Source organism: Microbulbifer taiwanensis (assembly GCF_014904815.1).
Taxonomy (GTDB): domain Bacteria; phylum Pseudomonadota; class Gammaproteobacteria; order Pseudomonadales; family Cellvibrionaceae; genus Microbulbifer; species Microbulbifer taiwanensis.
This window is the reverse complement of the sequence record NZ_JACZFR010000025.1, coordinates 281575-306212: the sequence shown is the minus strand read 5'-3', so window position 1 is coordinate 306212 and position 24638 is coordinate 281575. Positions and strand designations below refer to the sequence as shown.

General features: G+C 62.9%; 23 protein-coding genes. 6 read left to right on the top strand and 17 right to left on the bottom strand.

What is annotated here, in order from left to right; translation table 11 throughout:
- Window position 1: 1 nt before the first annotated feature.
- The 3 genes from IG627_RS09400 (at window position 2) to IG627_RS09390 (ending at window position 4035) form a co-directional block, all read left to right on the top strand.
- On the top strand, window positions 2-1990 hold the full coding sequence (locus IG627_RS09400) for an amidohydrolase (protein WP_193192084.1): 1989 nt from the start codon (window positions 2-4) through the stop codon (window positions 1988-1990).
- A gap of 29 nt (window positions 1991-2019) precedes the next feature.
- On the top strand, window positions 2020-3318 hold the full coding sequence (locus IG627_RS09395; RefSeq protein ID WP_193192083.1) for a serine hydrolase domain-containing protein: 1299 nt from the start codon (window positions 2020-2022) through the stop codon (window positions 3316-3318).
- Between the two features lie 87 nt (window positions 3319-3405).
- On the top strand, window positions 3406-4035 hold the full coding sequence (locus IG627_RS09390; RefSeq protein ID WP_193192082.1) for a TetR/AcrR family transcriptional regulator: 630 nt from the start codon (window positions 3406-3408) through the stop codon (window positions 4033-4035).
- Here IG627_RS09390 and IG627_RS09385 read toward each other — a convergent pair.
- From IG627_RS09385 to zapE, 14 genes are all read right to left on the bottom strand, one after another.
- Complete coding sequence (locus IG627_RS09385; RefSeq protein WP_193192081.1) at window positions 4032-4646, bottom strand: Yip1 family protein; 615 nt, start codon at window positions 4644-4646, stop codon at window positions 4032-4034. The two genes, IG627_RS09390 and IG627_RS09385, sit on opposite strands and share 4 nt — an antisense overlap.
- Before the next feature lie 117 nt (window positions 4647-4763).
- A complete protein-coding gene (locus IG627_RS09380; RefSeq protein ID WP_193192080.1) occupies window positions 4764-5963 on the bottom strand; it encodes a GGDEF domain-containing protein in 1200 nt (399 codons plus the stop codon).
- Window positions 5964-6099: 136 nt separating this feature from the next.
- Window positions 6100-6495, bottom strand: coding sequence for a ClpXP protease specificity-enhancing factor (locus IG627_RS09375; RefSeq protein WP_193192121.1), 396 nt, complete (start codon window positions 6493-6495; stop codon window positions 6100-6102).
- Window positions 6496-6570: 75 nt separating this feature from the next.
- The gene (locus IG627_RS09370) at window positions 6571-7197 is read right to left on the bottom strand and encodes a glutathione S-transferase N-terminal domain-containing protein (protein WP_193192079.1); all 627 of its coding nucleotides are present in this window, start codon (window positions 7195-7197) and stop codon (window positions 6571-6573) included.
- A gap of 113 nt (window positions 7198-7310) precedes the next feature.
- A complete protein-coding gene (locus tag IG627_RS09365) occupies window positions 7311-9512 on the bottom strand; it encodes a ubiquinol-cytochrome c reductase (protein WP_193192078.1) in 2202 nt (733 codons plus the stop codon).
- Window positions 9509-10108, bottom strand: a complete 600-nt coding sequence (petA, locus tag IG627_RS09360; RefSeq protein WP_193192077.1) for a ubiquinol-cytochrome c reductase iron-sulfur subunit — start codon at window positions 10106-10108, stop codon at window positions 9509-9511. Before petA ends, IG627_RS09365 begins: the two co-directional genes overlap by 4 nt.
- 304 nt (window positions 10109-10412) lie before the next feature.
- The gene (gene rpsI / locus IG627_RS09355; protein ID WP_193192076.1) at window positions 10413-10805 is read right to left on the bottom strand and encodes a 30S ribosomal protein S9; all 393 of its coding nucleotides are present in this window, start codon (window positions 10803-10805) and stop codon (window positions 10413-10415) included.
- Between the two features lie 14 nt (window positions 10806-10819).
- On the bottom strand, window positions 10820-11248 hold the full coding sequence (gene rplM / locus IG627_RS09350; protein WP_193192075.1) for a 50S ribosomal protein L13: 429 nt from the start codon (window positions 11246-11248) through the stop codon (window positions 10820-10822).
- A 103-nt stretch (window positions 11249-11351) separates the two neighbouring features.
- Complete coding sequence (locus IG627_RS09345) at window positions 11352-12611, bottom strand: sensor histidine kinase (RefSeq protein WP_193192074.1); 1260 nt, start codon at window positions 12609-12611, stop codon at window positions 11352-11354.
- Window positions 12612-13292 carry a response regulator transcription factor gene (locus IG627_RS09340; protein ID WP_193192073.1) on the bottom strand — a complete coding sequence of 227 codons (681 nt, stop codon included), beginning with the start codon at window positions 13290-13292 and terminating at the stop codon, window positions 12612-12614.
- A gap of 19 nt (window positions 13293-13311) precedes the next feature.
- Window positions 13312-14415: a type 1 glutamine amidotransferase domain-containing protein gene (locus tag IG627_RS09335; protein ID WP_193192072.1), complete on the bottom strand. Its 1104-nt coding sequence runs from the start codon at window positions 14413-14415 to the stop codon at window positions 13312-13314.
- Between the two features lie 67 nt (window positions 14416-14482).
- Window positions 14483-17002, bottom strand: a complete 2520-nt coding sequence (locus tag IG627_RS09330; protein ID WP_193192071.1) for an ABC transporter permease — start codon at window positions 17000-17002, stop codon at window positions 14483-14485.
- A complete protein-coding gene (locus IG627_RS09325) occupies window positions 16999-17670 on the bottom strand; it encodes an ABC transporter ATP-binding protein (protein WP_193192070.1) in 672 nt (223 codons plus the stop codon). The genes IG627_RS09330 and IG627_RS09325 overlap by 4 nt, the downstream gene beginning before the upstream one ends.
- Window positions 17671-17766: 96 nt before the next feature.
- On the bottom strand, window positions 17767-18891 hold the full coding sequence (gene zapE, locus IG627_RS09320) for a cell division protein ZapE (RefSeq protein ID WP_193192069.1): 1125 nt from the start codon (window positions 18889-18891) through the stop codon (window positions 17767-17769).
- Between the two features lie 180 nt (window positions 18892-19071).
- Between zapE and IG627_RS09315 the strand changes: the two genes are divergently transcribed.
- Window positions 19072-19530, top strand: a complete 459-nt coding sequence (locus IG627_RS09315) for a YhcB family protein (protein ID WP_193192068.1) — start codon at window positions 19072-19074, stop codon at window positions 19528-19530.
- Window positions 19531-19615: 85 nt separating this feature from the next.
- Here IG627_RS09315 and sat read toward each other — a convergent pair whose 3' ends face one another.
- Complete coding sequence (gene sat, locus IG627_RS09310) at window positions 19616-20806, bottom strand: sulfate adenylyltransferase (protein WP_226864873.1); 1191 nt, start codon at window positions 20804-20806, stop codon at window positions 19616-19618.
- A gap of 137 nt (window positions 20807-20943) precedes the next feature.
- Here sat and IG627_RS09305 point away from each other — a divergent pair, with 137 nt between their 5' ends.
- Together IG627_RS09305 and IG627_RS09300 are read left to right on the top strand one after the other, a co-directional pair.
- Window positions 20944-22092 carry a S1C family serine protease gene (locus IG627_RS09305; RefSeq protein ID WP_193192067.1) on the top strand — a complete coding sequence of 383 codons (1149 nt, stop codon included), beginning with the start codon at window positions 20944-20946 and terminating at the stop codon, window positions 22090-22092.
- Window positions 22093-22121: 29 nt separating this feature from the next.
- A complete protein-coding gene (locus tag IG627_RS09300) occupies window positions 22122-22556 on the top strand; it encodes a nuclear transport factor 2 family protein (RefSeq protein ID WP_193192066.1) in 435 nt (144 codons plus the stop codon).
- A gap of 17 nt (window positions 22557-22573) precedes the next feature.
- On the opposite strand, the gene hisD is transcribed toward IG627_RS09300, so the two are convergent.
- Together hisD and hisG are read right to left on the bottom strand one after the other, a co-directional pair.
- Window positions 22574-23881, bottom strand: a complete 1308-nt coding sequence (gene hisD / locus IG627_RS09295; RefSeq protein WP_193192065.1) for a histidinol dehydrogenase — start codon at window positions 23879-23881, stop codon at window positions 22574-22576.
- A 23-nt stretch (window positions 23882-23904) separates the two neighbouring features.
- A complete protein-coding gene (hisG, locus tag IG627_RS09290) occupies window positions 23905-24534 on the bottom strand; it encodes an ATP phosphoribosyltransferase (RefSeq protein ID WP_193192064.1) in 630 nt (209 codons plus the stop codon).
- Window positions 24535-24638 lie beyond the last annotated feature (104 nt).

Sequence of the window (24638 nt, the reverse complement as noted above, 5' to 3'; positions counted from 1 at the left end):
TATGCAACGGAAACTGATTGCCGGGTTAATCGTATCCGGCCTGCTGAGCGGCCTGGCGTCCGCTGCCGAACCCGCGGACAAGGTACTGCTGGACGGAAAAATCTACACCGCCGACGCCGAACAGACACTGGTGCAGGCCATGGCCGTGCGCGGCGACAGGGTGGTATTTACCGGCGGCAGCGATGCCGCCAGGAAATGGATTGGACCGCAGACAGAGGTTGTCGACCTGGACGGCAAGCTGGTACTGCCAGGGCTGCACGACACCCATGTGCACCCGGCGGGGATTATTTCCTACGAGGGCTGTAACCTGCACAGCGAAGGAAAAAACCTCGCGCAGATCGCCGCGTTTGTGCGCGGTTGCGTTGAGCGCTTCAAGCCCGCGGAAGGCGAGTGGCTGGCGGTGCGGCAGTGGAATTTCAGCGAGAACAATTTACCTAGCGCCCAGATGCGGACCCTGCGCGAGGCGCTGGACGCCGCCTCTACTAAGCACCCGATAGTGCTGCTCGGCAACGACGGTCACCACAATGCGACCAACAGCGCGGGCCTGGCTCGCGCTGCTACGCGCGACAAGCGCAGGCTCGGGCTTTCCGCCAAGACACTGCAGTCCGACTTCGCCGACCTGCAGCCGTTTGTCGGTGTCGACGCCCAGGGCGAACCCAACGGCGCCATCAATGAGCATGTGATCGAAGTGCTCGGCGGCCCCTGGATACTGACCGCCGACCTGCCCCTGTATATGAAACACGCGGGGCAGATACCGGCGCAACTGTCCAGCCTCGGCATCACGTCGATCCAGGACGCGGCCGTGGCACCGGAACTGCAGCCGCTTTACGACGAGCTGTTCAAGCAGCCCTCGGTGCCCCTGCGCATCACCCTGGCGCAGCTATTGAAGCCGGAACACTACCGCGATCAAAGCGGTGCAGTGAACTTCAAGGCGCTGTTTGCCGACGCGCGCGCAACGCGGGAAAAATACCGCTCCATACCCAACGTCAAGGCGGATGCGCTCAAGCTGTTTGTCGACGGCGTGCTCGAGGGCGATCCGCTGGCATCGCCGCCGACGCTGCCCAATTCGGCCATGCTGCACGACTTCCATCAGCCGATCTACAAGTTGGGCGATGAGCGCCTGGAAATCCAGGGTTACGTGGATCTGGATTCAAAAGCCTGTGTACAGGCGCGTGCCGAACAAAAGGCCGCAGCCGATGACACTCGGGTGCAGGCGTTTATTCGCGACAACGGCTTCCATCCGTCACAGTGCCAGCGCAGCCGCGGTGCACTATTGGCCGATGGGGCGGTGGTCAACGAATTCGTGCAACGGGCTGATAAAGACGGTTTCGCGGTACATTTCCACGCGATAGGCGACCGGGCCGTGCGCACCGCCGTCGATGCCGTAGCCACGGTATCCGACGGTAAAAAGCCGGTCAATCGCCACAGCATCTCCCATCTGCAACTGGCCACGGACGAAGATATTGCGCGGCTGTCGGAATTGAAAATTCCGGTCGCCTTCACTTTCGCCTGGGCGGTAAAGAGCCCCGGGTACGACATGACGGTGGTGCCCTTTATCGAAAAACTGGCGTCGTCTGAAGAACTGTACCGAAAGGACAGCTACTACTATCGCAACGTCTACCCGGCAGGCGCCCTGATGAAGGCGGGCGGCATAGTCGCCGCCGGCTCCGATGCACCAGTGGAGACGGACGATCCGCGCCCCTTCCTCAATATCCAGCGCGCGGTGACCCGCGATGCCGGTGCCGGCGCCTTCAACCCGGATCAGGGTCTGTCGATCCTGGATGCCATAGACAGCTACACCATCAACGGCGCCCGCCTGCTCAACCAGCAGGCGCTGACCGGCTCGCTGGAACCGGGCAAGAAGGCGGACTTTATCGTCGTCGACCGGGATATAGTGGCGCTGGCGCAGAAGGGCCAGGCGGATCGCATCGGCGAAACCCGGGTGTTGCAGACCTGGTTTGACGGCGAGACCGTCTACCGGGCGGAATAAAAACAGCGAGATATCGATTGGAGCAAATCATGTTGCGCAAACTAACCGCCCTGACCCTGGGTGCCGGCTGCCTGGCCCTGGCCTGCGCCGCCGCTGCCACCGAGGCGCCGAAGACGGCCGCCGAACTGGGGCTGATGCAGGGCAGCCCGCCCCCGGCTGACAAGCGCGTCGACCAGGGCAATTTTATGCAGGCGCCCTACAACCGCTGGGCCCTGCAGCATATGCGCGAGCTGGTGCCCACCCGCGCCGTAAGCCGCGGGCAGGGTGCCGTCTCGCCGCTGGAAGGCGACAACGTAGAGCTGGGCGATCTGGAGGTTGCCCTGGCCAGCGGCAAACGTCTCAGCGTATCCCGCTGGCTGCAGGAATCCTACACCGACGGCTTCCTGGTGCTGCGCGACGGCAAGCTGGTGTACGAGCGCTACTTCAACGGCCAGACCGCCGACACCCATCACCAGATGTTCTCCGCCACCAAGTCCCTTACCGGCGCCATGCTGCTGATGCTCGCCGATGAGGGCATGGTGGATCTGGAAAAGAGCGTGGACTTCTACCTGCCGGAACTGAAGGGCAGCGCCTTTGCCGACGCCAGTGTGCAGCAGGTGCTGGATATGACCGTCGGCATCCGCTACAGCGAGGACTACACGGATCCCGATGCGGATATCTGGAAGTACGGCTATGTGTTTGGCATCGGCAATAAGCCGCGCGATTACGCCGGGCCGCTGAATATCCACGACTATCTCGGCACCCTGCAAAAGCGCGGCCAGCACGGGAAGGCATTTCACTATGTGACGCCGGATACCGATGTACTGGGCTGGGTAGTCCGGCGGCAATCGGGGCAAAACCTCTCCGAGTTTTTTGCCGAGCGCATCTGGTCCCGGCTGGGCGCAGAGCGGGATGCCTTTTTCTGGCTGGACCGCTCGGCCACCGAAATGGCCGGCGGCGGGCTCAATCTCACCCTGCGCGACGGCGGGCGGCTGGGGCAGATGATACTGCAGCGCGGTCGATTCAACGGCGAGCAGGTCATGCCTGCGGCGGTGGCCGAGCGCCTCCTCGACAAGGGCGATCCGGAACCCTTCAATCGTCTCTACCGGGATCCCTGGTACGAGCAGATCGGCTATGCCTACCACGACCAGTGGTGGACCTTTAACAATCCGCACAAGGCGGTCAGCGCCATCGGCGTGCACGGGCAGTTTATCTATATCGATCCGGTCGCCAGGGTGGTCATCGTCAAGCAGTCCTCACATCCGCAGGCGGAGAGTGAGAGCAACGAAGTGGACGGGCCACAGATAATGCACGCGATCGCGGAGCAGTTGATGGGCCGGTCGGGGTAGACCGGCGCCGGGATTCTCCGCTCCCGAGTTGATAAATCGATGCACACTTGCTTGAATGCGGCGCACTCAACAACGAGACGCCGCAACATGAGCGCAGCCGTCAAGCGCAGAAACCAGCCGCAGCAGGAGAGAGCCCGCCAGCGCCGCCAGCAGATTCTGGATACCAGTATCGAGATACTGCAGGAAGAGGGACTGGAAAAACTCAACACCGCCTATATCAGCGAGAAACTGGGCATTTCCGTCGGCTCCCTGTATCGCTATTTCCCCAACAAACAGTCGATTCTCTACACCCTCGCCGAGCAGTGGCTGGCCGCCAATCGCACGGCGCTGGAAGAGATAGCGCGCTGGACGCTGGAATCCATGGCACTGGAGGTCTTTGTCGAGCGCTTCCTGGAAAAAATGGCGGGCGTCTACCGGGCCCAGGGCGGGCTGGCGCTGTTGTTGCAGACGATTCTGGAGGTCCCGGAACTCAGGGCGCTGGACGAGGAACACGACCGTTTTGTGGTGACTTTTCAGGCGCGGATGCTGAAACGGCTCGGGGTGGGCGCTTCGCGGGTGGAAAGACTGCGGCTCAGCGAGTTACTGCTCAACCAGGGCCACTACGGCCTGACCTTGGTAATGACCCAGGGCCCGCGCCTCGCCAAGCGCACCCTGGGCGACCTGCAGACGATGCAGGTCAGCCTGTTGCAAAAACACCGACAACCCGAGACGAGCTAGCTCTGGTAGACGGGCCCCACCCCCATACTCCACAGAATCACCGAACCGATCATCACCGTGACCATCATCACCAGCGCCACCGTGACCACCGCGCAAGCATAGAGGAAGGCGCGCTCCTTGTTCATATTCATCAGGATCGGGATACCTTCAAACAGCAGGTAGACCGAATAGATCCCCGCGAGACCGATAACCGCAACCGCCAGCCACAGGTGCGGATACAGCAGGACAACACTGGCGAGAAAAATCGGCGTGGTGACGAATACCGCCAATGCCGTACCCTCGTAGTGGCGCGTGGATTCGTCGTCCTCGACGCCGTAGGACTTGGCCATCCAGTTGATGAACTCGCCGAGTAGATAGACACCGGCCAGTATCGCGAAATAGATCACTACCGCCAGCACCGCGGCGCTCTCGGGCGTCAGCCTGGTCAGGTGCCCGCCCAGTTCGAAGCCGACACGGGTGACACCGATATAGCCGGCGATGGCGGGAATCAGCGCAAGTATCGGCACATGGCTGAGGAATACCTGAACGAAGGAGTGGCGGTCGGCGCGAATGGCCTCCCACTCTTTGTCGGGGTGGGTGAAAATTCCGATGGTGTGGCTGAGTAGTCGCACGCGCCTTCTCCCTTGTTGTTCCCTTCATGGCATTGCTTAGCAGTATCGGGGTCCGGCGGAAGATTAACCAATGTAAATCAGGAATAAGGCGCCAATTTTATAGGCGAATGGTTCATATCAGCTGTGGACACAGACGCGATTTCGCCCGCCGCGCTTGGCCCTGTAGAGCGCGCTATCCGCGGCCCGCAACACCTCTTCCGGTGACCTCAACTTGCCACCGCTGCTGGCGACACCGACACTCACGGTGGTTTTGATTGCATTGCCGCCGCCCTGTCCGCGCCGACTGCGGGACCTGGCGCTATTGGCCGGATCGCGCGCACTGGAGCGCAGGCGCAGCGGATAGCCGGCTATCTTTTCGCGCATCTGCTCCAGCGAATGCAGCGCCCTGTCCCTGTCGCGGCCGCGAAATACCACCACAAACTCCTCACCGCCGTAACGGAAGGCGCGGCCGCCACCGAAGCGGGCAATCTTGCCCGCCACCATGCGCAGCCCCTGGTCGCCAACCTGGTGGCCATGGCGGTCGTTGAGTTTCTTGAAGTGGTCGATATCGACCACGGCGATACAGAAATGACGCCCCAGGGTCAGCAGATAGCGGCTGTATGCCCTGCGCGAGGGGATTCCGGTCAATTCATCGCGAAACGCCAGATCGTAGGCGCTGCGCAATACCAGCAGGTTCAACAGCAAACCCGCCGCGGCGGCCGCCTGCTGTATAGGCAACCCGAATCTGTCCGTGGCGGCGAGCAGCAGGATACACAGTAGCAAGCCGAAGCCGGTGGGCTCTGGCCGGAAAATCGATTGGAGCAACGTCAACAGGGCTGCGGCGAGAAACACCACCATTTCCAGACTGAACTGTACTTCGTTGCCAGGTAGCGGTATTGCCACCACTGTCGCCGACCAGGCGTCGATTAGCGGCTGTTCGCAACAGGTTTGCAGTGCGTAGAGAGCGCCGATCTGCGCGAACACCGCCAGCAGTAATAGCAGGCCAGAACCGCTCAGCAGACTGCGGTCGCGACTGAAGGCGATCGCGGCCAAATTGCAGGCGACCAGGCCCAGGGCGAGCGAAAACCATTGTCCCCGGTGTAACCAGGACGCGGTTTCCGCAGACAGGTACACGGCCAGCAGCAGCGCCGAAGTAAATGCGATTCGACTGGACTTGAAGGAAATCCCCAGAGCCAGGGATATGCCCAACAGCACTGCCGGCAGCCGCGGCGTCAGCAGGGACAGGAAATCAAACCAGGAGAGATACTGCGCCGCGAGACATGCCAGCAGGACCAGTGGCAGCCAGCTGTAACGCAGCCACTGTATATAGGGCGGCATACGAAGGCGAAATGTGGAATTTGCCGCAGATTATACGTGCTAGGTGGGGATTGCAGGGGAAATGGATCCCAGATCTTGCAAGTGATCGGTGCTCTTGGGCGCTTTGCACTCGCCACTGAACACCGACCACTCGCCACTATTTGACGACGCGCAGGGCCGGCTTCTTCGCGGTCTTGCGCCCCAGGCTGGTGGGCGGTGTCGGCTCCGGTGGCTCCGGGGTTTCCTCCGCCTCGAATACCATGCCCTGGCCGTTTTCACGCGCGTAGATACCGACTACCGCCCCCACCGGCACCTGGATATCGGTGGGCACGCCGCCGAAACGCGCATTGAAGCGGATGGCGTAGTTGTCCATGTTAAGGCCGGCTACCGCGCTCTCGGAGATATTCAGCACTATCTGCCCATCTTCGTTGACGTGCTGCTGCGGTACCAGCACGCCGGGCAGATGGGTATCGACGAGGATGTAGGGCGTACACCGGTTATCGGTTATCCACTCATAGAAAGCCCGCAGGATATACGGGCGATTGGATGTCATGGCCGGTTTACTCACCTATTTCTCCCCTGGCTCAAGGCTGTCTCCCCCAAAAAAGGCCTCTCAAGGCTCGCGCTGTCAGCGCATCTCCCGTTCGAATTCGGTCAGGCTCTGCTGGAAGGCCTCGCGGGAGAAGAGCCGGTCCATATAGTCCAGCAGCGGCTTGGCCTGCTTGGTCTTCGGCAGGCTGATCTCGAACTGCTCCAGGCGCCACAGCAGCGGGGCCATACAGCAGTCTACCAGTGAGAACTCTTCGTTGAAGAAGTACGGCAGATCAGTGAACATCGGCGCTATGCCGACGAAGCTGTCGCGCAGGTCCTTGCGCGCCGCAGCGGCGTCTTTACCACCGGCCAGTATCTTGTCCACCAGCGGACACCAGTCGCGCTCGATGCGGTGCATGATCTGGCGGCTCTGGGCCCGCGCCACTGGGTAGACCGGCAACAGCGGCGGGTGCGGGAAGCGCTCGTCCAGGTACTCCATCATCACCTTGGTCTCGAACAGCACCAGGTCGCGGTCCACCAGGGTGGGCAGCGAGTTGTACGGATTGAGGTCGGCGAGCTCCGCAGGCTTATCGTCCGGATCCACATCGATGATATCGACAGAGACCCCCTTCTCCGCGAGCACTATACGCACCCGGTGGCTGTAATGACTGCGACCATCGGAAAAGAAGGTCATGGAGGAGCGCTTGTTGGTCGGCACACCCATCTTCTAACTACCTCAAACTAGTTGGTCGGCTGTTGCGCCGACCATGGATCCAAAAACATAAAAAGGGTGGCGGAGTAACTCCACCACCCAGTAAAGGAAAATCGGCCAAGATCTCAGTGCTGCACGTCTTTCCAGTATTCGCGGTTCAGCAACCAGGCGAAGACAAAGAACACCAGGATAAACGCCAGTACATAGAAGCCGACACGCTTGCGATCTTCCGCCATCGGCTCGGCGATGTATTCCATGAAGTTCACCAGGTCGTACATGGCCTGGTCGAACTGCGCCTCATCCATAGTGCCTTTGATATTGCCAACTTTCAGGCTGCCGCAGTCGGCGTCCATGATCGGGTTACCCAGCTCATCGCGCACTATATGGCCGTGCTCGCGCTTCGGACCGGGCGCACACTCGGGCAGGCCCTGCAGCTCCAGCAGCACGTGGGGCATGGCCACGCTCGGGAAAACCTTGTTGTTCACACCGGTGGGGCGGCTGTCATCCTTGTAAAAACTGCGCAGGTAAGTGTAGAGCCATTCCGGGGAGCGGGCGCGGGCAACCAGCGTCAGGTCCGGCGGCGCGGCGCCGAACCATACTTTGGAGTCGTCCGGGCGCATGGAGATCTGCATCAACTGACCGATCTTGGCGTCGCCCAGCACCAGGTTCTGCATCATCAGCTCGTTGGGAATACCCAGGTCGGTGGCCACCCGCTCCCAGCGGGAGAAGTTGGCACTGTGACAGCCCATGCAGTAGTTGACGTAATACTTGGCACCGCGCTGCAGGGACGGCTTGTCCTGCAGATCGATGTTGATGTGGTCCAGTTCAACACTGCTCTCGGCGCCCACCGCCTTGATCGGCACGAATGCCAACAAGCCGACAATGATAATACCGAAGAAGAGTACGCCGAAGGTCTTCTCGCCGGAGGGGCTGGTCACCCGCTCTGGCTCCGGGTGCACGGCGTCGCGGCTTGTCAGCCACGGCAGTGCGGCGAAGAAGGCCGCCAGCAGCAGGGAGGCAATACCGACAAACAGGCTCGCCTTGAAGTTGGTAACCGCCATCCACAGGAAGAACACCCCGAAGACGCCGCTGACAATCCAGGAGGCCATGCCCTTGCGCTCCTTCGGGTTGCTCCAGATGGGCATGGTCACGAAGTAGGCGAAGTAGAACAGGGTCGCCACCTGGGCCAGGAAGTTGCGGCCCGGAGTCGGGGACTTCACGCCCAGGTAGCCGAGGATGATGAATACCGCGGCGAACAGCAGCAGCAGGGCCTTGGGCAGGAATCCCTTGTAGCGGATGGAGCGCACCGGGCTCTTGTCCAGCCAGGGCAGGACAAACAGTATCGCGATGGCCGCACCCATGGCCACCAGGCCGAGGAACTTGGCGGTCAGCGGGCCAATGTCGATGGTCACCGCACGCAGCACCGCATAGAAGGGCGTGAAGTACCAGACCGGCGCGATATGTTCCGGCGTCTTCAGTGGGTTCGCCTCTTCAAAGTTGGCGTACTCAAGGAAGAAACCGCCCATTTCCGGGAAGAAGAACACCACTACGCAGAAGATGAACAGGAACACCGCCACGCCCACCAGGTCGTGCACCGTGTAGTAGGGGTGGAAGGGCACGCCGTCTTTGGGAATACCGTTCTCGTCCTTGTTCTTCTTGATCTCGATGCCGTCGGGGTTGTTGGAGCCCACTTCGTGCAGTGCCAGGATATGCAGCACCACCAGCAGCACCAGTACCAGCGGCAGTGCGATCACGTGCAGGGAGAAGAAGCGCGTCAGGGTGATGCCGGAGATCAGGTAGTCACCGCGAATCCACTGCACCAGGTCCTCGCCGATACCGGGTATCGCGCCGAACAGCGACACGATTACCTGCGCACCCCAGTAGGACATCTGGCCCCAGGGCAGTACATAGCCCATAAAGGCCTCGGCCATCAGCACCAGGTAGATGCACATACCGAAGATCCACACCAGCTCGCGCGGCGGCTTGTAGGAGCCGTACATCAGGCCGCGGAACATATGCAGGTAGACCACCACAAAGAACGCCGAGGCGCCGGTGGAATGCAGGTAGCGGATCAGCCAGCCCCATTCCACATCGCGCATGATGTACTCGACTGAGGCAAAGGCGCCCTCGGCGGAGGGGTTGTAGCTCATCACCAGCCAGATACCGGTGAGCAGCTGGTTGACCAGTACCAGCAGCGACAATACGCCGAAGAAGTACCAGACATTGAAATTCTTGGGCGCGTAGTACTTGCCCATGTGCTTGTCCCAGGCCTGGTAGATCGGCAGACGCTGATCCACCCAGTCACCCAGTGCGGTTAACCAGTTCATGCGCTGCCCTCCTGATCCACGCCAATCACAATCACGTCATCGCTCTCATAGGAATAAGACGGCACATCCAGATTGGTGGGTGCGGGAACCCCCTTGTACACGCGGCCGGCCATATCGTACTTGGAACCGTGGCAGGGGCAGAAGAAGCCGCCCATCCACTCACTGCCACCGAGATCGGCGGCGCCCACCTCCGGGCGGTACATGGGCGCGCAGCCCAGGTGGGTACAGAGACCGACCAGCACCAGCATCTGCGGTTTGATGGAGCGGTTTTCCGGATCCACGTAGGGTGGTTGAATGGACTCTTCGGAGTTGGGGTCGCGCAGCAGCGGCTCTACTTTCTCCAGGTCCTGCAGTACCTGCTCGGTGCGTCGCACCACGTAAACCGGCTTGCCACGCCACTCCACGGTGACCATCTGGCCCGGTTCGAGCTTGCTGATATTGTATTTGACCGGCGCGCCGGCGGCCTTGGCCTTGGCACTCGGATTCCAGGATGCGACGAAAGGTACGGCTACACCCACCGCACCCGCGCCACCAACAACCGAGGTAGCGGCGGTCAGGAAGCGGCGCCGTCCTACATTTACACCGTCATCACTCATGACGTAGTTCTCCCATCACAGCGTCTCCCATCTATGCGAGATCGGCTGGCCCAAACCCAAAAAAATCCTTAAAGGAAATTTCGCCCCCGGTTGTGCCGGTGCGAATAAACCCCATAAATCGAGCGGATACAAATTCGCGCAATGTTAAAGAAAATGCCAATTTGATACAAGGCGATGCGGCGGGGAACGTCGGGAATACCGCAGCGAACTGGCGAGAAAATAACCAGAAATGACAAGAAGCGTTCGGCGCCAGACGAATCGGGAGACAGAAAAAAGCCCGGCAATGGCCGGGCTTGAAAGTAGCTTAACGCTTGGAGAATTGCGGCTTCTTGCGCGCTTTGCGCAGACCCACTTTCTTCCGCTCCACCGCACGGGCGTCGCGGGTTACATAGCCCGCGGCGCGCAGCGGCTGGCGCAGCGCTTCGTCATACTGCATCAGGGCGCGGGTCAGGCCGTGACGGATAGCACCCGCCTGACCGAAAGAACCACCACCTTTAACAGTGACGTTGATATCGAATTTTTCCACCATGTCGACCTGCTCGAGCGGCTGACGCACGATCATGCGCGCCACTTCGCGGCCGAAGTATTCGTCCAGAGTGCGGCCATTCACGGTGATTTTGCCTTCACCCTGCTCGATGAATACGCGAGCGGTGGAGGTCTTGCGGCGGCCAGTGCCGTAATATTGCGTAGTTGCCATCTGAGTCTTCCCCCTTAGATCGCCAGTTCAATCGGCTGTTGTGCCGCGTGAGGATGTTCGCTGCCGCTGTACACTTTCAGCTTCTTGAACATGGCGCGACCCAACGGACCCTTCGGCAGCATACCTTTTACGGCGCTTTGAATGGTGCGCTCGGGCGCTTTCTCGATCAGCTTCTCGAAGCTGATGGACTTGAGACCACCGGGGTAGCCGGAGTGGCTGTGGTAGATCTTGTCTTTGGCCTTGTTGCCGGTCACGCGGACCTTCTCGGCATTGATTACAACGATGTAATCGCCAGTGTCCACGTGGGGCGTATACTCAGGCTTGTGCTTGCCGCGCAGACGGTGAGCGATCTCGGCGGAAATACGGCCGAGAGTCTTGTCCGCAGCGTCGACAATGTACCAGTCGCGTTTGACCGCTTCCGGCTTGGCACTGTATGTCTTCATGTTATAAACACCTGTAATAAGACCCCGAAAATGGGGCCATCCCACGAAAGAGCGCGGATAGTACATAAGGAGTGTATGCTTTTCAAGCGATTTTGAGTGGGATCTATTCCGCCCCGCCAGACCAGAAAACACGCACCCGACACCCCTGACCGCAGTCATCGATCGCGAGCTTCAGCCGATACCTGTCGCACAGCCGCTGCACTATGGACAGCCCGATGCCGAAGCCCCGACTGGCGTGCCCCTTGACCAGGGGCCGGGTGACATACGGCTGCAATTCCGGCGCTATGCCCCCGCCCGTATCGGCGATCACCAGGGTATCTGCGCCGGAGGCAATGGATACCTCGCCCTCGGCGGTGTACTGGAACGCATTGGCGATCAGGTTGGTCAGGAGTATGTCCAGCACGGCCGCGGGCATCTCGATGGTCTGGCCCGGGTCGATATCTATCCTCACCGCCACATCCTTGCCTTCCAGCAACCGGGCCTGGCTCACCACCACCTTTTCCACCGCCGCCAACAGGGACAGGCGCTCCACCGGCAACTGATCGCCCTCATCCCGGGCCAGGGTCAGCAGGGTCTGCACCGTTTGCACCATATCGCGGTTGGCGCGCCGTATGCGCTCCACCAGTATCCGCGCCTCGGGATCCAGGTCGCCCCTGCCCGCCAGCAGTTCCGCGGCGCCGCTCACCGCGGAGATGGGCGTGCGCAACTCGTGGCTGGCGTCGCGGGTGAACTGCACTTCGCGCTCCACATACTCCCCAACCTGGCCGAAGGCGTCGTCCAGCGCCCGCGCCAGCACGCCTATCTCATTGTCGGGACAGCCGGAAGCGAATCCCCCGGGGATAGCTTCCGGGGCCCGCAGCTCCACCTGCCGGGTCAGCCTGGACAGGGGTGCGAGCGCCCCGCGGGCAAAGGCATAGGCGAGGACGCAGCCCACCGCCATCATCGCCAGCGTGAGCAGCCCGAGGGCGACCAGCATGGCCCTGGCGCGGGGGCGCACCAGCAGGTCGGCGCTGACTTCCGCCAGCAGCACGGCGTCCCGGTCGGCCAGGCGGCGCAGATGATAGTGCCGGCCGCCTTCACCGAAAAACTCGGTGCGCCCGGTTTCGGCCGCCAGCGTTTCCCGCACCAATACCGGCAGGGATGCCGTGGTCAGGTGCAGGCTGTAGTTTTCGCGGCGCGGTTCCGGCCACTGCCCGTGACGCCGGAAGTGCGCCGCCAGGTAGTCCGCCTCCCGCGCCAGCTCGCGCTCGAACACCCGGTCTTCCAGGGTGTAGGCCAGCAGGAAGTTCACGGCACTGAACAGGGCGCCGAGCAGCAGAGCGAAGGCGCAGAAAAATACGACGAAGCGGAACCTGAGCGTCAATCAAACCTCCAGCACGAAGCCGACGCCGTGCACCGTCTTCAGCAGCGGGCGGTCGAAGGGTTTATCCAGCACGCGGCGTATCTGGTAGATATGGGTGCGCAGCGCGTCGGATTCGGTGGGCTCATCGCCCCAGATCTTCCACACCAGTTCGCTGCGGGTCATCACCTGCGGGTAGGCCTCGGCCAGGGCCTCGACGATGCGGTAGTCGATGGCATTAAGTTTGATGGAGCGATCGTCGCGCCTGACCTCCCTACGCTGGCGGTCGACCTGCAGCGCCCCCAATTCCAACACCTGCTCGGTGTTGAGCAGATGGCGGCGGGCCAGCGCCAGGGCGCGCAGTTCCAACTCCTCCAGGGCGAAGGGTTTGGTCAGGTAGTCGTCGGCGCCGGTGCCGAATCCCTCCACCTTGTCCGCCAGGCTGTCCCGGGCAGTCAGCATCAGGACCGGGATATGCCGGCTGGCCCTGGCGCGCAGCGCGCGGCACACCGACAGGCCATCCATGCCCGGCAACATCAGGTCCAGCACCACCAGGTCGTAGGGCTGCGCCAGGGCCAGTGCCAACCCCTGGGCGCCGTCGCCGGCAAAATCCAGCACATGGCCGCGTCCCTCCAGGTAAGTGGCGATATTCGCCCGGATAGCCGCCTGGTCTTCAACCACCAGTATGTGCAAGGCGTTCGTCATGCCGAATTACCGTCACCCGTCACTGAAGTTCTTTTAACACGGCCCGGGCCTCCTGCATATCCGGGTGCTCCTCCAGCAGGCGGATCAGCAGTGCCCTGGCCTTGTCCCGATTACCCAACTGCGCGTGGCCGCGGGCCATGGCCAGTTCGACAGTGGGGTGCTGGAAGTGAACGCTGCCCAACTCCATCAGGGCCACCGCCTTTTGCCACTGCCGGTCATCCCGACTGAATTGCAGCTGATAGAAGCCATAGAGCGACACCAACTTGGGCTCATAGCCCGCGGCATTCCGGCGGAAAGACTCGCCGGCCTCCACGTTGCCATCCCACACCTGGGCGATCATATCCATGGTGCGCTCCTCCACAAAGGGCTCGCGGGGTTTGGGCACAATACCCAGGGACTCGACCAGGGCTTCGGCCAGCTTCGGTGTGGACGACGGGTTCTGGCCGGTGAGCAGGCGCCCGTCTGCGGCCACATGGCCCAGCATCAGGTCGCTGTGCTGGAAGCGGCCACCGCGCTCGATCAGCTTGTCCTGCAGCAGAAAGGGAAAGTGCTCTATCCACTTTTTGCCAAACGCCCGCTCCTCGGCATTGGTAAAACCGTTCACCGCCCTGCCCGACACCAGGTAGCTGCCATCGCTGAGTTTTACGTTCACCAGCGCCGCCGGGCCGTGGCACACGGCCGCCACCACACCGCCGTTTTCATAGACGCCGGCGATCAGGCGCTGCAGGTTCCGGTCCCCGGGCAGATCAAACATGGCGCCCTTGCCACCCACCACAAACACGGCCGCGTAATCCTCGGCCTTCAGCCCGTCCAGGGCCAGGGTGTTTTCGAGTTTGGCTACAGCCGCCGCATCCTCGGTGACGACCTTTACGAAAGGCTTGTCCGGGTTGTATTGATCCGCCTCCACGGCGCCGCCCCGGGGACTGGCGATATCTACCGCCAGGCCGTTTTGCCTGAAGATCAGGTAGGCCTGGGCGAATTCATCGAACTCGTAACCCGGCCGCTCCTCGCCCCGGTCCAGGCCGTAGCCGCTCAGAACCATCAGCACCCGCGGGGCCTCGCCGGCCAGTGCCGGTGACAGGGTGCACAGACACAGACTCAGCACTGCGATCAGTCGCTTCATGGAAATTGACTCCTTTTCATTAATGGGCGCTGCCAGGCTATCGCCGCCGCTGTGAAATGGATGTGAATCAGGATTCGGCCATCAATTCGCCCACCGACGCCTTGAGGCTGTGCCGGCAGCACCAGAGCCCCAGCAGGCAGAGCACGGCGGCCATGATCGCCAGCGTGCCCAACAGATAGAGCGCGTCCGGACGGTAATTGAGGTGGAACTGGGAGCGGTAGATAAGCTGCCCCGCCAGGCTGGTGCCGGCGACGGCGCCGCCACCGGCAATGGCCGCGGTGATCAGCCACTCGTAGAGATTCAACCGCAGGCAGTGGCGCCGCCTCAGCCCCAGGCTCAGCAGCAGGCCGTTCTTGCGCCGGTCGTCCCGCTCGAATCCGCGCACGCAGGCCGCCACCAGCAACAGGGCCATCAGGCCCAGCAGCAGGCTGTAGCCGGCCACCACCCGGGTCACCAGGGCCAGGGTGGCGTCGAAGCGCTCGCTCAGCTGTTTTACCGGCAGGAGTTCCAGCCCCGGATGTCGCCGCCAGAGTTCACCCAGCTGGGACCAGGCGCGCTGGGGCAGCTCCATGCTACCCATCTGCAGCAGCTCCACACCGAGCGATTCCACTGCCCCGGGCGGCACCTGGAACCAGAAGGTGATGGAACCCGCGCCGGGCCGATAGGCGTGCCCGGCGACCAGGGTAAATTCCACCAGCTGCCCGCCGATGGCGAACGCCAGGGCATCCCCCAGGGACAGGCCCAGGTCCGCCATCACCTCGTCCTCGACGGAGATCTGTCGCCTGTTCTCATCCCCCGCCTGCCACCAGCGCCCCGCCGCCAAACGGTTGTTGGCCGGCAGCTCCGCGGACCAGCTCAACCGGATGGGCCTGGCGATGCGGCTCAGGCTCTCGCTGGGCTGGCCGCTGAACGCCTCTGGCGCCAGGCCGTTGATGCGCACCAGCTGCGCGCGCACATAGGGCCGCGACTGGCGCAGGACGCTGCCGGTGCGCCGGTTCCAGGCTTCGATATCCGCCATTTGCGCCGAGGTGGCGCGGACGATCAGCAGGTTGCCGTCCACCGCGCGGCTATTCGCCTCCATGGCCTGGCCCAGGTCCCGCAGCAGCATAAAGGTGAAGAGCAACAGGGTGGCGCACAGGCCCAGCCCCATCACCTGGGCGGATTTGCCCAGCAGCCGCTGCCGCATGGTGAAGAGGCAGAAAGCCAGCAGGCCACCCCGCCGCCGGGTGAGGCGCTCGACCAGTGTCAGCAGCGCAAAGGTCAGGGATGCTATCAGCAGCAGTGTGACCAGCAGGGTGCCGATCATCAGCAGGGTCAGGCGGCTATTGTCCGAATAGGCCGCCACCAGCAGGCTGAAGCAGGTCAACATCCAGGCCAGGCGTAGCGCCAACGCCGGCAAGCGCTGCTGCGGCCGCAACAGTTCGAGCACGCTGGCGCGCCCGACGCCGATCAGGGTCGGCAACTGCAGGCAGAGTAACAGCAGCCACAGGAGACCCAAGGTCCTCGCCAGCACGCCCGGATGCCAGGCGGCTTCCAATTCCGCACCGATCTCCGCGCCGATGTCTGCACCGAGGGCACCGGCGAGATGGCCCTGCAACAACTTCAGCACCCATTGCTGCCCGGCCAGCGCCAGCAGCCCGGCCAGCAGGAACGACAGCGCGATCCCGAGCATCCACTTTGCGCCGTAGAGGCACAGGCCCCGCGCCGGCGACAGCCCCAGGCTCTGGTACACCGCCTGGCGATAGGCCTCGCGGCGCAGCAGGCGACGGCCGATCAGGTCCATGGCCACGCCGCCCAGCACAAACAGTACCAAGGCGCTCAGGCCGAAGAAATTTTCCACCCGCTGCCAGAAACCGGCCAGCGGGTGCTGCCCGCCGCGCTTGCGGACCAGACGCGCGTCCGGCAGTTCTCGCTGCACCCAGGCGACAATCACGGCCTCCTGGGAGGCGTCCGCATTCAGCAGGTAGCGATAGCGGGTGTCGCCGGCAAGGGGCGGTCCAGCCGCTCCCGCCGGCAGCGCCGCCATGGCCCGCACCGCCACCGAATGGCCTTCCAGCAGCCGGTCCGGCTCGTGAAAGAGCGCGCGGCTGACAAGGTATTCTCTGCCGCCCAGATGCAGCGACTCGCCGGTGGCCAGCCCGAGTCCCACTAAAGCCCGGGTGTCCAGCCAGATCTCCCCGGCGCCGGGGCCGCGCCCGGCGGACTCGTGTTCCGAGGCCCGCGAGCGACCCACGGCCAGCTGCCCCTGCAGCGGATAGTGGCGATCCACCAGTTTCAGCTGCACCTGCTGGTGTCGCCCGGCGTGGCTCAAGGTGATATCCAGCAATCGGGTTTCGCTCAGGTCCGCGCTCAGTTCGGCCAGCGCGGACCTCTGTGCCTCGCTCAGCGGCCGGTGGCGCTCGAGCACCAGGTCCGCCCCCAGCATGTCGCTCAGGTTTTGCTGCAGGGCACTCTGCAGGGAGGCGCCGCTCAGGCTCAGCAGCAGCAGGAAAAAAGCCAGCAGTATCTGGGCGAGCAATTGCAGCCGGGTATCCGCCTGCCCCAGGTCGCTGCGGAACTCCTGCCAGGCCAGTGTGAGAAAGTTCATGCCAGCAGCTCCAGATGACCACCGGAGAGTCGATAGCGGCAATCCGCCATACGACTTAAGGTGTCGCTGTGGGTCACCAGCACCAGGGCACTGCCCTGCTCCTGTACACAGCCGAACAGCAGTTCGCCGATATAGGCGGCGGTGTGCTGATCCAGGTTGCCGGTGGGCTCATCGGCGAACACAAAGGCCGGCTCGGCGACAAAGGCGCGGGCTATGGCCAGGCGCTGCTGCTCGCCCCCACTCAACTGATTGGGCTTGTGGGCGGCGCGCGCGGACAACCCCACGCGCTCGAGCCAGTGGCGCGCCTTCTCGCGGGCTTGGCCGTCGCCGCGCAGGCGCAGCGGCAGGGCGACATTGCCCAGGGCGTCCAGCTCCGGCAGCAGGTGAAACTGCTGGAACACGAAGCCGGAGCGGCGACGCAGGGACGGAGCATCCGCCGCTCTTCCGTCCAGGTGAATCGCCACCTCGCCGGACCTGGGCCGCTCCAGCGCGGCGATCAGCGACAGCAGGCTGGACTTGCCCGCGCCGGATGGCCCCAGTATGGCGTGGCTGCGCCCGGCGCGGACGGTCAGGTTCAGGTTGTCGAACAGGTAAATGGTCTCGGGCTCACCGCCCTGCGAGCGGCCCTCGAACCAGTGTCCGAGGGCGCGAAGTTCAATATGATCCATGGCAGATTTCCGTGGCAGTCAACAGGGAATCTGCGCCAGTGTGGATCGGCGGGCGTCAAGCGGATGTGAAACGGTGCGGGTCGACTGTGGGGCAACTCAATCCGGCCGGTGCGGCCGCGCCAGGTAATCGTGGGACTGCATCTCCAGCAGCCGGCTGACCGTCCGCTCAAACTCGAACACCAGGTGCTTGCCGCCGTAGAGCCGTTCCGCCGGCACCTCGGCGGAGATTACCAGTTTGACGCAGCGGTCGTAGAACTCGTCTACCAGGTTGATAAAGCGCCGCGCCTGGGCCTCGGTGCGCTCGTTGAAACGCGGTACCTCCGCCAACAGCACCGTGTGGAACTCCCGCGCCAGCTCTATATAGTCGTTCTGCGAGCGCGGGCCGTCGCAGAGATCGCTGAAATCGAACCAGGCCACGTCGTCCGCCACTTTCAGCGCGCGAATTCGCCTCCCCTCTATATCCAGGTCCACCTTCTCGCGCACCTCGCAGCCCTCGACGCTCAGGCTGGCGAAGCTGCGCGCCAGGCTGGCATCCGCCGCAGAGTCCAGCGGCGAGTGGTACAACTCGGCCACCTCCAGCGCCCGCAGCCGGTAATCGGTGCCGCCATCCACATTGACCACCCTGGTGTACTGCTTCAACAGGGCTATGGCAGGCAGGAAGCGCGCCCGCTGCAGCCCATCCCTGTACAGCCCCTCGGGTTCGATATTGGACGTGGCCACCAGGGTCACGCCGCGGCGGAAGAGCGCGTCGAGCAGGCCGGCGAGGATCATCGCATCGGCGATATCGGAGACGAAGAATTCGTCGAAACACAGCACCCGCGCCCGCGCCGCCACCCTGTCAGCGACCTTCTCCAGCGGATTCTTCTCCCCCGCCAGCGCCTTCAGCTCCCGGTGCGCCTCGCGCATAAAGCGGTGGAAGTGGGTGCGCTGCTTCTGTGCAAAGGGCAGCGACTCGAAGAAGGCGTCCATCAGGTAGGTCTTACCGCGGCCCACCCCACCCCAAAAGTAGAGGCCGCGTTCCGGCTCCGACTGATCCCGCCACAGCTTGCGCAAACGCCCGAACAGGCCGCCCCGCCCTTCTTTCTCGAGCAGGCGCGAATAGAGATGCTGCAGTTCCTGCACCGCGGCGGCCTGCGCCGGGTCGGCGACGAAATCGGGGCGCTGTAGGTCGCGCTGGTAGCGCTCGAGCGGCGACAGAAGTGATGAGCTGGCTGGGGACATGGCTGATGTGGGAATGGACTGCCTTGTTGCGAGGGGCGCCACTCTACCAAATTCTCCGAGTGACCGCCTAGCCGACGGAACGGCACTATTCGCGTATACTCTAAACCCAGCGCCGGCTTTCGGCCGGTGCTCTAAGTCAAGGATGGCTACAGCTGTCATTTATTTGAGGAGGAAGTATTAGTGCACTCTACATCGGTATTGATTCTGGTAGGTATCCTAGGTCTGGCCCTGGGCGCCCTGCTGGCGTTTCTCGCCGTGCGCGGCCGCGGCAGCCTGGACCGCACCCAGGAGCTGGAGCTACGCCTGCGCGAGGCCAACAGCAAGCTGGAGGACTTCCAGCTGCAGGTAAACGAACATTTTGACCAGACCTCCCAGCTGGTTCACAACCTCACCGAAAGCTATAGGGAAGTGCACGAGTACCTGGCCAACAGCGCCCTGCGCCTGTCCAGCCAGGATATAGGCCGGCAGATGCTGGAAGCCGGCAGCGGCAAACTGAGCGAAAACGACGAAAACCTGCAGAGTGTCGCGCCGCCGCGGGATTGGGCGCCGAAAGAGCCGGGCGCCAAGGGCACCCTGGACGAGGACTTCGGCCTGGAGAAGGAGCCCCACGGCGGCACCGAGAGCGCCGCCAGTCGCTGACCGGCAGCGGGCACAGACAGAAAGGGCGGGATTCAACCCGCCCTTTTTAATTCCGGATAGGTGGGCTGCGCCCACCTACGCCAGATCACAGATTCTGGTAGTAATCCATCAGGATCTGCGCCACCTCTGGGCGGGAGAATTCCGGCGGCGGTGCAATGCCGTCGCCCAGCATCTCGCGCACCTTGGTGCCGGACAGCAGGATAAAGTCCTCTTTGGAGTGATCCGGCACATCGCGCATCATCACCACCTTATTCAGCTTTTTTGAGTAGGCCGTGTGGTCGGCGCGGAATATCTCGATCTCCAGGGCTCCCTCCGGCACCTTGTCGTCGAAGACGGTCTGCGCATCAAAGGCACCGTAGTAGTCCCCTACCCCAGCGTGGTCGCGGCCGACGATCAGGTGGCTGCAGCCGCAATTCTGGCGGAAGACCGCGTGCAGTACGGCCTCGCGCGGGCCGGCGTAAAGCATATCGAAACCGTAGCCGGTCACCATCACGGTATTGGCCGGGAAGTAGAGCTCCACCATCTTGCGGATGGAGGCATCGCGCACCGGCGCGGGGATATCGCCCGGCTTCAGCTGGCCCAGCAGCATATGAATCAGCACGCCGTCCGCGTCGACGCCGTCCAGCGCCATTTTGCACAATTCCTCGTGGGCTCGGTGCATCGGGTTGCGGGTCTGGAAGGCCACCACCTTGTTCCAGCCGCGTTCGGTGAACTCGTTGCGGATTTCCACCGCGGTGCGGAAGGTATCCGGGAAGTCGTTCTGGAAGTAGCTGAAGTTCAGTACCTCGATAGAGCCGGAGATCAGCTGGCGGCCGGCGGATTTGAAGGTGGCCACGCCCGGGTGCTTCTCGTCCAGGGTACCGAACACATGCCCGGCCATGGTGTCGACCTGTTCGTCGGAGACAGTCTCGATCGCCTCCACGTCCATGATCGCCAGCACCGGGTTGCCCTCGACATTGGGGTCGCGCAGGGCGATGCGGGAGGCACCCTCGATGGCACTGGTGTCCTTCACCATATTCAGTACCGGCACCGGCCAGAAGAGACCGTCAACGGTGCGCAGGGACTCGGCCACACTCAGCGCGTCCGCCAGCTTCATATAGCCGTGCAGCGGGTTGAAGTAGCCGGCGCCCAGCATTACCGCGTTGGCCGCGGCGGCGGAACTGACCACAATCGAAGGCAGGGACTCCGCTTCGTGCATCAGCTGGTGATGCCTTTCACTGTCGTACACAAAACGGGGCTGCAGCTCGACGCTGCCGTGAGGGCGAACCAGGGACATTTAGATCTCCAGATTATGGTGATTCTCGGAATTTTGGAGCCGCCATTATACGGATCTATGACGGCTAACCAATGGGCGGCGGTGGGCGCGCCAGGCGCGTATCACGCGTATAATGGCCGCAAATCGAGGAGTCGAGAGTGTCCCTACAACGTTTTCTACAGGAGTGGGCAGTGCCCACCGGTATCGGCCTGGCCGTGGCGGCGGCTCTGCTGCTACTTTTCCCACAACTGCGCGACGGTGCGCCCACGCCCGCCGCGGACGAATGGCAGGGCCCGGTTTCCTACTCGCGGGCGGTCAGCCTGGCGGGCCCGGCGGTGGTCAATATCTACACGCGCAAGGCGGTCCCCCAGCGACAGCACCCGCTGTTCAACGACCCGCTGTTCCGCCGCCTGTTCGACAGCATGAACCTGCCGCAGCGCGAGCGCATGCAGTCCAACCTGGGTTCCGGCGTGATCGTCAGCGACGACGGCTATATCCTCACCAATCACCACGTGGTCGACCAGGCAGATGCGATTGTGGTCCTGCTCGCAGACGGCCGCGAGGCCCAGGCGCAGCTGGTGGGCAGCGATGCGGATTTCGATCTGGCGGTGCTGAAGGTCGAGCTGGGCAAGCTCACTTCCATCGAAGTGGGCGAGCCGGAGAAGGCCCAGGTGGGCGATGTAGTGCTGGCCATCGGCAACCCCTTTGGCGTCGGGCAGACGGTCACCCAGGGCATCATCAGCGCCACCGGCGAGCGCAACCTCAACCTGGCCGCCACCGGCGCCGGCGGCTACCTGCAGAATTTCCTGCAGACAGACGCGGCGGTAAACCCCGGCAATTCCGGCGGCGCCCTGGTCGACGCGCGCGGGCGCCTGCTGGGCATCAACACGTCCATATTGAACCAGTCCGGCTATTCCGGCGGTATCAGCTTTGCGATTCCGGCCAATATCGCCTTCAAGGTGATGCAGGACATCATCGAGTACGGCCGCGTGGTACCCGGCTGGCTGGGTATTGAAGCAAGCGCGGTGACACCGCAACTCGCCCGCGCGTTCAAATTGAATTCCACCAACGGTGTCATCATCACCGCCATCTACAACCAGGGCCCGGCACATGAAGCGGGCCTCAAGCCCGGCGATGTCATCACCCATATCGACGGCCAGCCAATCAATGACGGCCGTCGCGGCATTGCCGCTATGGCGACACTGCGCCCCGGCGACACCGTATCCATCACCTTTATCCGCAATGGCGCCATCAATACCGTCGAGGCCACGGTTTCGGAAAAGCCCAAGACCCAGCGCCGCAGCTGAAATAGGCAGAATGAGAAGAGGATAATCCCATGCGCGCCCTGACCCTTGCCTTCATCATTGCCCTGTCGAGCGCGCCGGCGATTGCCGGCGACAGGGAAGATCTGCGCAACTTGCTGAATGACTTCCTCGAGGGTGCCGCCGGTGATGCGAAAGTACACTCACGCTTCTGGGCAGACGACCTGGTCTATACCAGTTCCTCGGGCAAGCGCTTCGGCAAAGAGGTGATCATGCGGGGACTGCAAGAGTCCCAGGCGCAGCCGGTCACTTCAAGCTACAGTGCGGAGGACGTCGACATTCGCCTGTACGGTGACAGCGCGGTAGTCGTCTTCAAACTGGTGGGGGAAGACAGGGCCGGCGAGGCGCCGGTGGTCAGTCATTACTTCAACACCGGCACCTTCGTGAAGCGCGACGGCGAGTGGCGTGCAGTCGCCTGGCAGGCGACGAAAATCCCGGAAGACGAATAATCGCCAGCTCTGCTGCCTCAATCCTCGACTCGGTATTCGGCCGAGCGCGCATGCGCCTCCAGCCCCTCGCCGCGCGCCAGGGTGCTGGCGACGCGACCGAGCTTGTCGGCCCCCTCGGGTGAGCAGTAAATAATCGAGCTGCGCTTCTGGAAATCGTAGACGCCGAGCGGAGACGAGAAGCGGGCCGTGCCACTGGTAGGCAGCACGTGATTGGGGCCGGCACAGTAGTCACCCAGGGCTTCGGCGGTGTATCGACCGAGGAAAATGGCGCCGGCGTGGCGGATCTGCGGCAGGTACTGCTCCGGGTCCTCCACCGAGACTTCCAGGTGCTCCGGTGCTATGCGGTTGGACAAGGCGATGGCCTCGTCGATGGAAGCCACCCGAATCAGCGCACCCCGATCCGCCAGGGACTGGGCGGCGATATCCCGGCGCGGCAGTTCCGCCAGCAGTTTCTGCAGGGAATTTTGCACCGCACTCAAGAAATCCGCATCCGGACTCAGCAGTATCGACTGCGCCTGCTGGTCGTGCTCGGCCTGGGACAGCAGGTCCATGGCAATCCAGTCCGGATCCGTTTTGCCGTCGCAGATCACCAGGATTTCCGACGGTCCGGCAATCATATCGATGGCGACGCGGCCGAATACGGCACGCTTGGCGGCGGCGACAAAGATATTGCCGGGCCCGACAATCTTGTCCACCTTGCCAATGGATTCCGTTCCGTAGGCCAGTGCCGCCACCGCCTGGGCGCCGCCGATGGTGTAGAGCTGGTCCACACCGGCGATGGCCGCTGCGGCCAGCACCAGGTCATTCAGCTGGTCGTCCGGCGCCGGCACCACCATGCTCACGCAGTCGACGCCGGCCACTTTGGCCGGAATCGCATTCATCAGCACCGAAGAGGGGTAGCTGGCCTTGCCGCCGGGCACATAGATACCGACGCGCTCCATCGGCGTTATCTGCTGGCCGAGTACAGTGCCGTCGGCCTCCGTGTAGCGCCAGGATTCCTGCAGCTGGCGGCGGTGGTAGTCGCGTACCCGCTCGGCGGCCTGCTCGAGGGCTTCGCGCTCCGCGACAGGGATACGCTCCAGTGCTGCGGCCAGGTCCGCCTGCGGCAGGCAGAAATCGCCCCCACTTCCGAGCTGGCGTCGATCGAAGCGATTGGTGTATTCGATCACTGCGGCATCGCCGCGCTCACGCACCTGTTGCAGAATTTCCGCGACGGTGGCCTCAACCTGGTTATCAGCAACCGATTCCCATGCCAGCAGCTGTTCCAGTTGCGCGTCGAAATCCCTGTCTGCGGCGTTCAGCCGGCGAATGCTGTCGGTGATCATGGTGTTCCAATGCAGAAGTTGGTTCAGTCTGTCTTTACGGCGGCGGCGAGCTTTTCGATCAGAGCGCTGATGGGCTGGTACTTCATTTTCATCGACGCCTTGTTGACGATCAGGCGGCTGCTGATATGCGCGATACTGTCGCGGGCCTCGAGGCCGTTGGCTTTCAGGGTGTTGCCGGTATCGACGATATCGACAATCTCATCGGCCAGGTCCATCAGCGGCGCCAGTTCCATGGCCCCGTACAGCTTGATGATATCCGCCTGGCGACCCTGAGCGGCATAGTAGCGCTTGGCGCTCTGCACAAATTTGGTCGCCACCTTGATGCGCCCGCGCGGCAGCTCCGCGCCCTTGATACCGGCGGTCATCAGCCGACAGCGGGCGATACCCAGGTCCAGGGGTTCGTAAATGCCCTCACTGCCGTGCTCGAGCAGCGTGTCCTTGCCGGCGACCCCTATATCCGCTGCGCCGTGCTGCACATAGGTGGGCACGTCCACACCGCGCAATATCAGCAGGCGCACGCCCTCCTGGTTGGTGGGGAAAATCAGTTTGCGGCTTTTGGAAATATCCTCCAGCGGCTCGAGCCCGGCAGATTCGAGCAGCGGCAGGGTCTCCTGCAGGATTCTTCCTTTGGTGAGGGCGATGGTGATTTGCATGGCGGTTATCGTTTTATCGCTTTGGTTGGCCAATGCCAAGGCTCTGTAGGCAGAGCCGGTGGCGGCCCTGCTGCCGGTAGCCGTTTGTTCAACAGCCTCATCGG

Coding starts and splice junctions, on each gene's coding strand:
- IG627_RS09400 (WP_193192084.1), top strand. CDS start 2: ATGCAACGGAAACTGATTGCCGGGTTAATCGTATCCGGCCTGCTGAGC.
- IG627_RS09395 (WP_193192083.1), top strand. CDS start 2,020: ATGTTGCGCAAACTAACCGCCCTGACCCTGGGTGCCGGCTGCCTGGCC.
- IG627_RS09390 (WP_193192082.1), top strand. CDS start 3,406: ATGAGCGCAGCCGTCAAGCGCAGAAACCAGCCGCAGCAGGAGAGAGCC.
- IG627_RS09380 (WP_193192080.1), bottom strand. CDS start 5,963: ATGCCGCCCTATATACAGTGGCTGCGTTACAGCTGGCTGCCACTGGTC.
- IG627_RS09375 (WP_193192121.1), bottom strand. CDS start 6,495: ATGACATCCAATCGCCCGTATATCCTGCGGGCTTTCTATGAGTGGATA.
- IG627_RS09370 (WP_193192079.1), bottom strand. CDS start 7,197: ATGGGTGTGCCGACCAACAAGCGCTCCTCCATGACCTTCTTTTCCGAT.
- IG627_RS09365 (WP_193192078.1), bottom strand. CDS start 9,512: ATGAACTGGTTAACCGCACTGGGTGACTGGGTGGATCAGCGTCTGCCG.
- petA (WP_193192077.1), bottom strand. CDS start 10,108: ATGAGTGATGACGGTGTAAATGTAGGACGGCGCCGCTTCCTGACCGCC.
- rpsI (WP_193192076.1), bottom strand. CDS start 10,805: ATGGCAACTACGCAATATTACGGCACTGGCCGCCGCAAGACCTCCACC.
- rplM (WP_193192075.1), bottom strand. CDS start 11,248: ATGAAGACATACAGTGCCAAGCCGGAAGCGGTCAAACGCGACTGGTAC.
- IG627_RS09340 (WP_193192073.1), bottom strand. CDS start 13,292: ATGACGAACGCCTTGCACATACTGGTGGTTGAAGACCAGGCGGCTATC.
- IG627_RS09335 (WP_193192072.1), bottom strand. CDS start 14,415: ATGAAGCGACTGATCGCAGTGCTGAGTCTGTGTCTGTGCACCCTGTCA.
- IG627_RS09330 (WP_193192071.1), bottom strand. CDS start 17,002: ATGAACTTTCTCACACTGGCCTGGCAGGAGTTCCGCAGCGACCTGGGG.
- IG627_RS09325 (WP_193192070.1), bottom strand. CDS start 17,670: ATGGATCATATTGAACTTCGCGCCCTCGGACACTGGTTCGAGGGCCGC.
- zapE (WP_193192069.1), bottom strand. CDS start 18,891: ATGTCCCCAGCCAGCTCATCACTTCTGTCGCCGCTCGAGCGCTACCAG.
- sat (WP_226864873.1), bottom strand. CDS start 20,806: ATGTCCCTGGTTCGCCCTCACGGCAGCGTCGAGCTGCAGCCCCGTTTT.
- IG627_RS09300 (WP_193192066.1), top strand. CDS start 22,122: ATGCGCGCCCTGACCCTTGCCTTCATCATTGCCCTGTCGAGCGCGCCG.
- hisD (WP_193192065.1), bottom strand. CDS start 23,881: ATGATCACCGACAGCATTCGCCGGCTGAACGCCGCAGACAGGGATTTC.
- hisG (WP_193192064.1), bottom strand. CDS start 24,534: ATGCAAATCACCATCGCCCTCACCAAAGGAAGAATCCTGCAGGAGACC.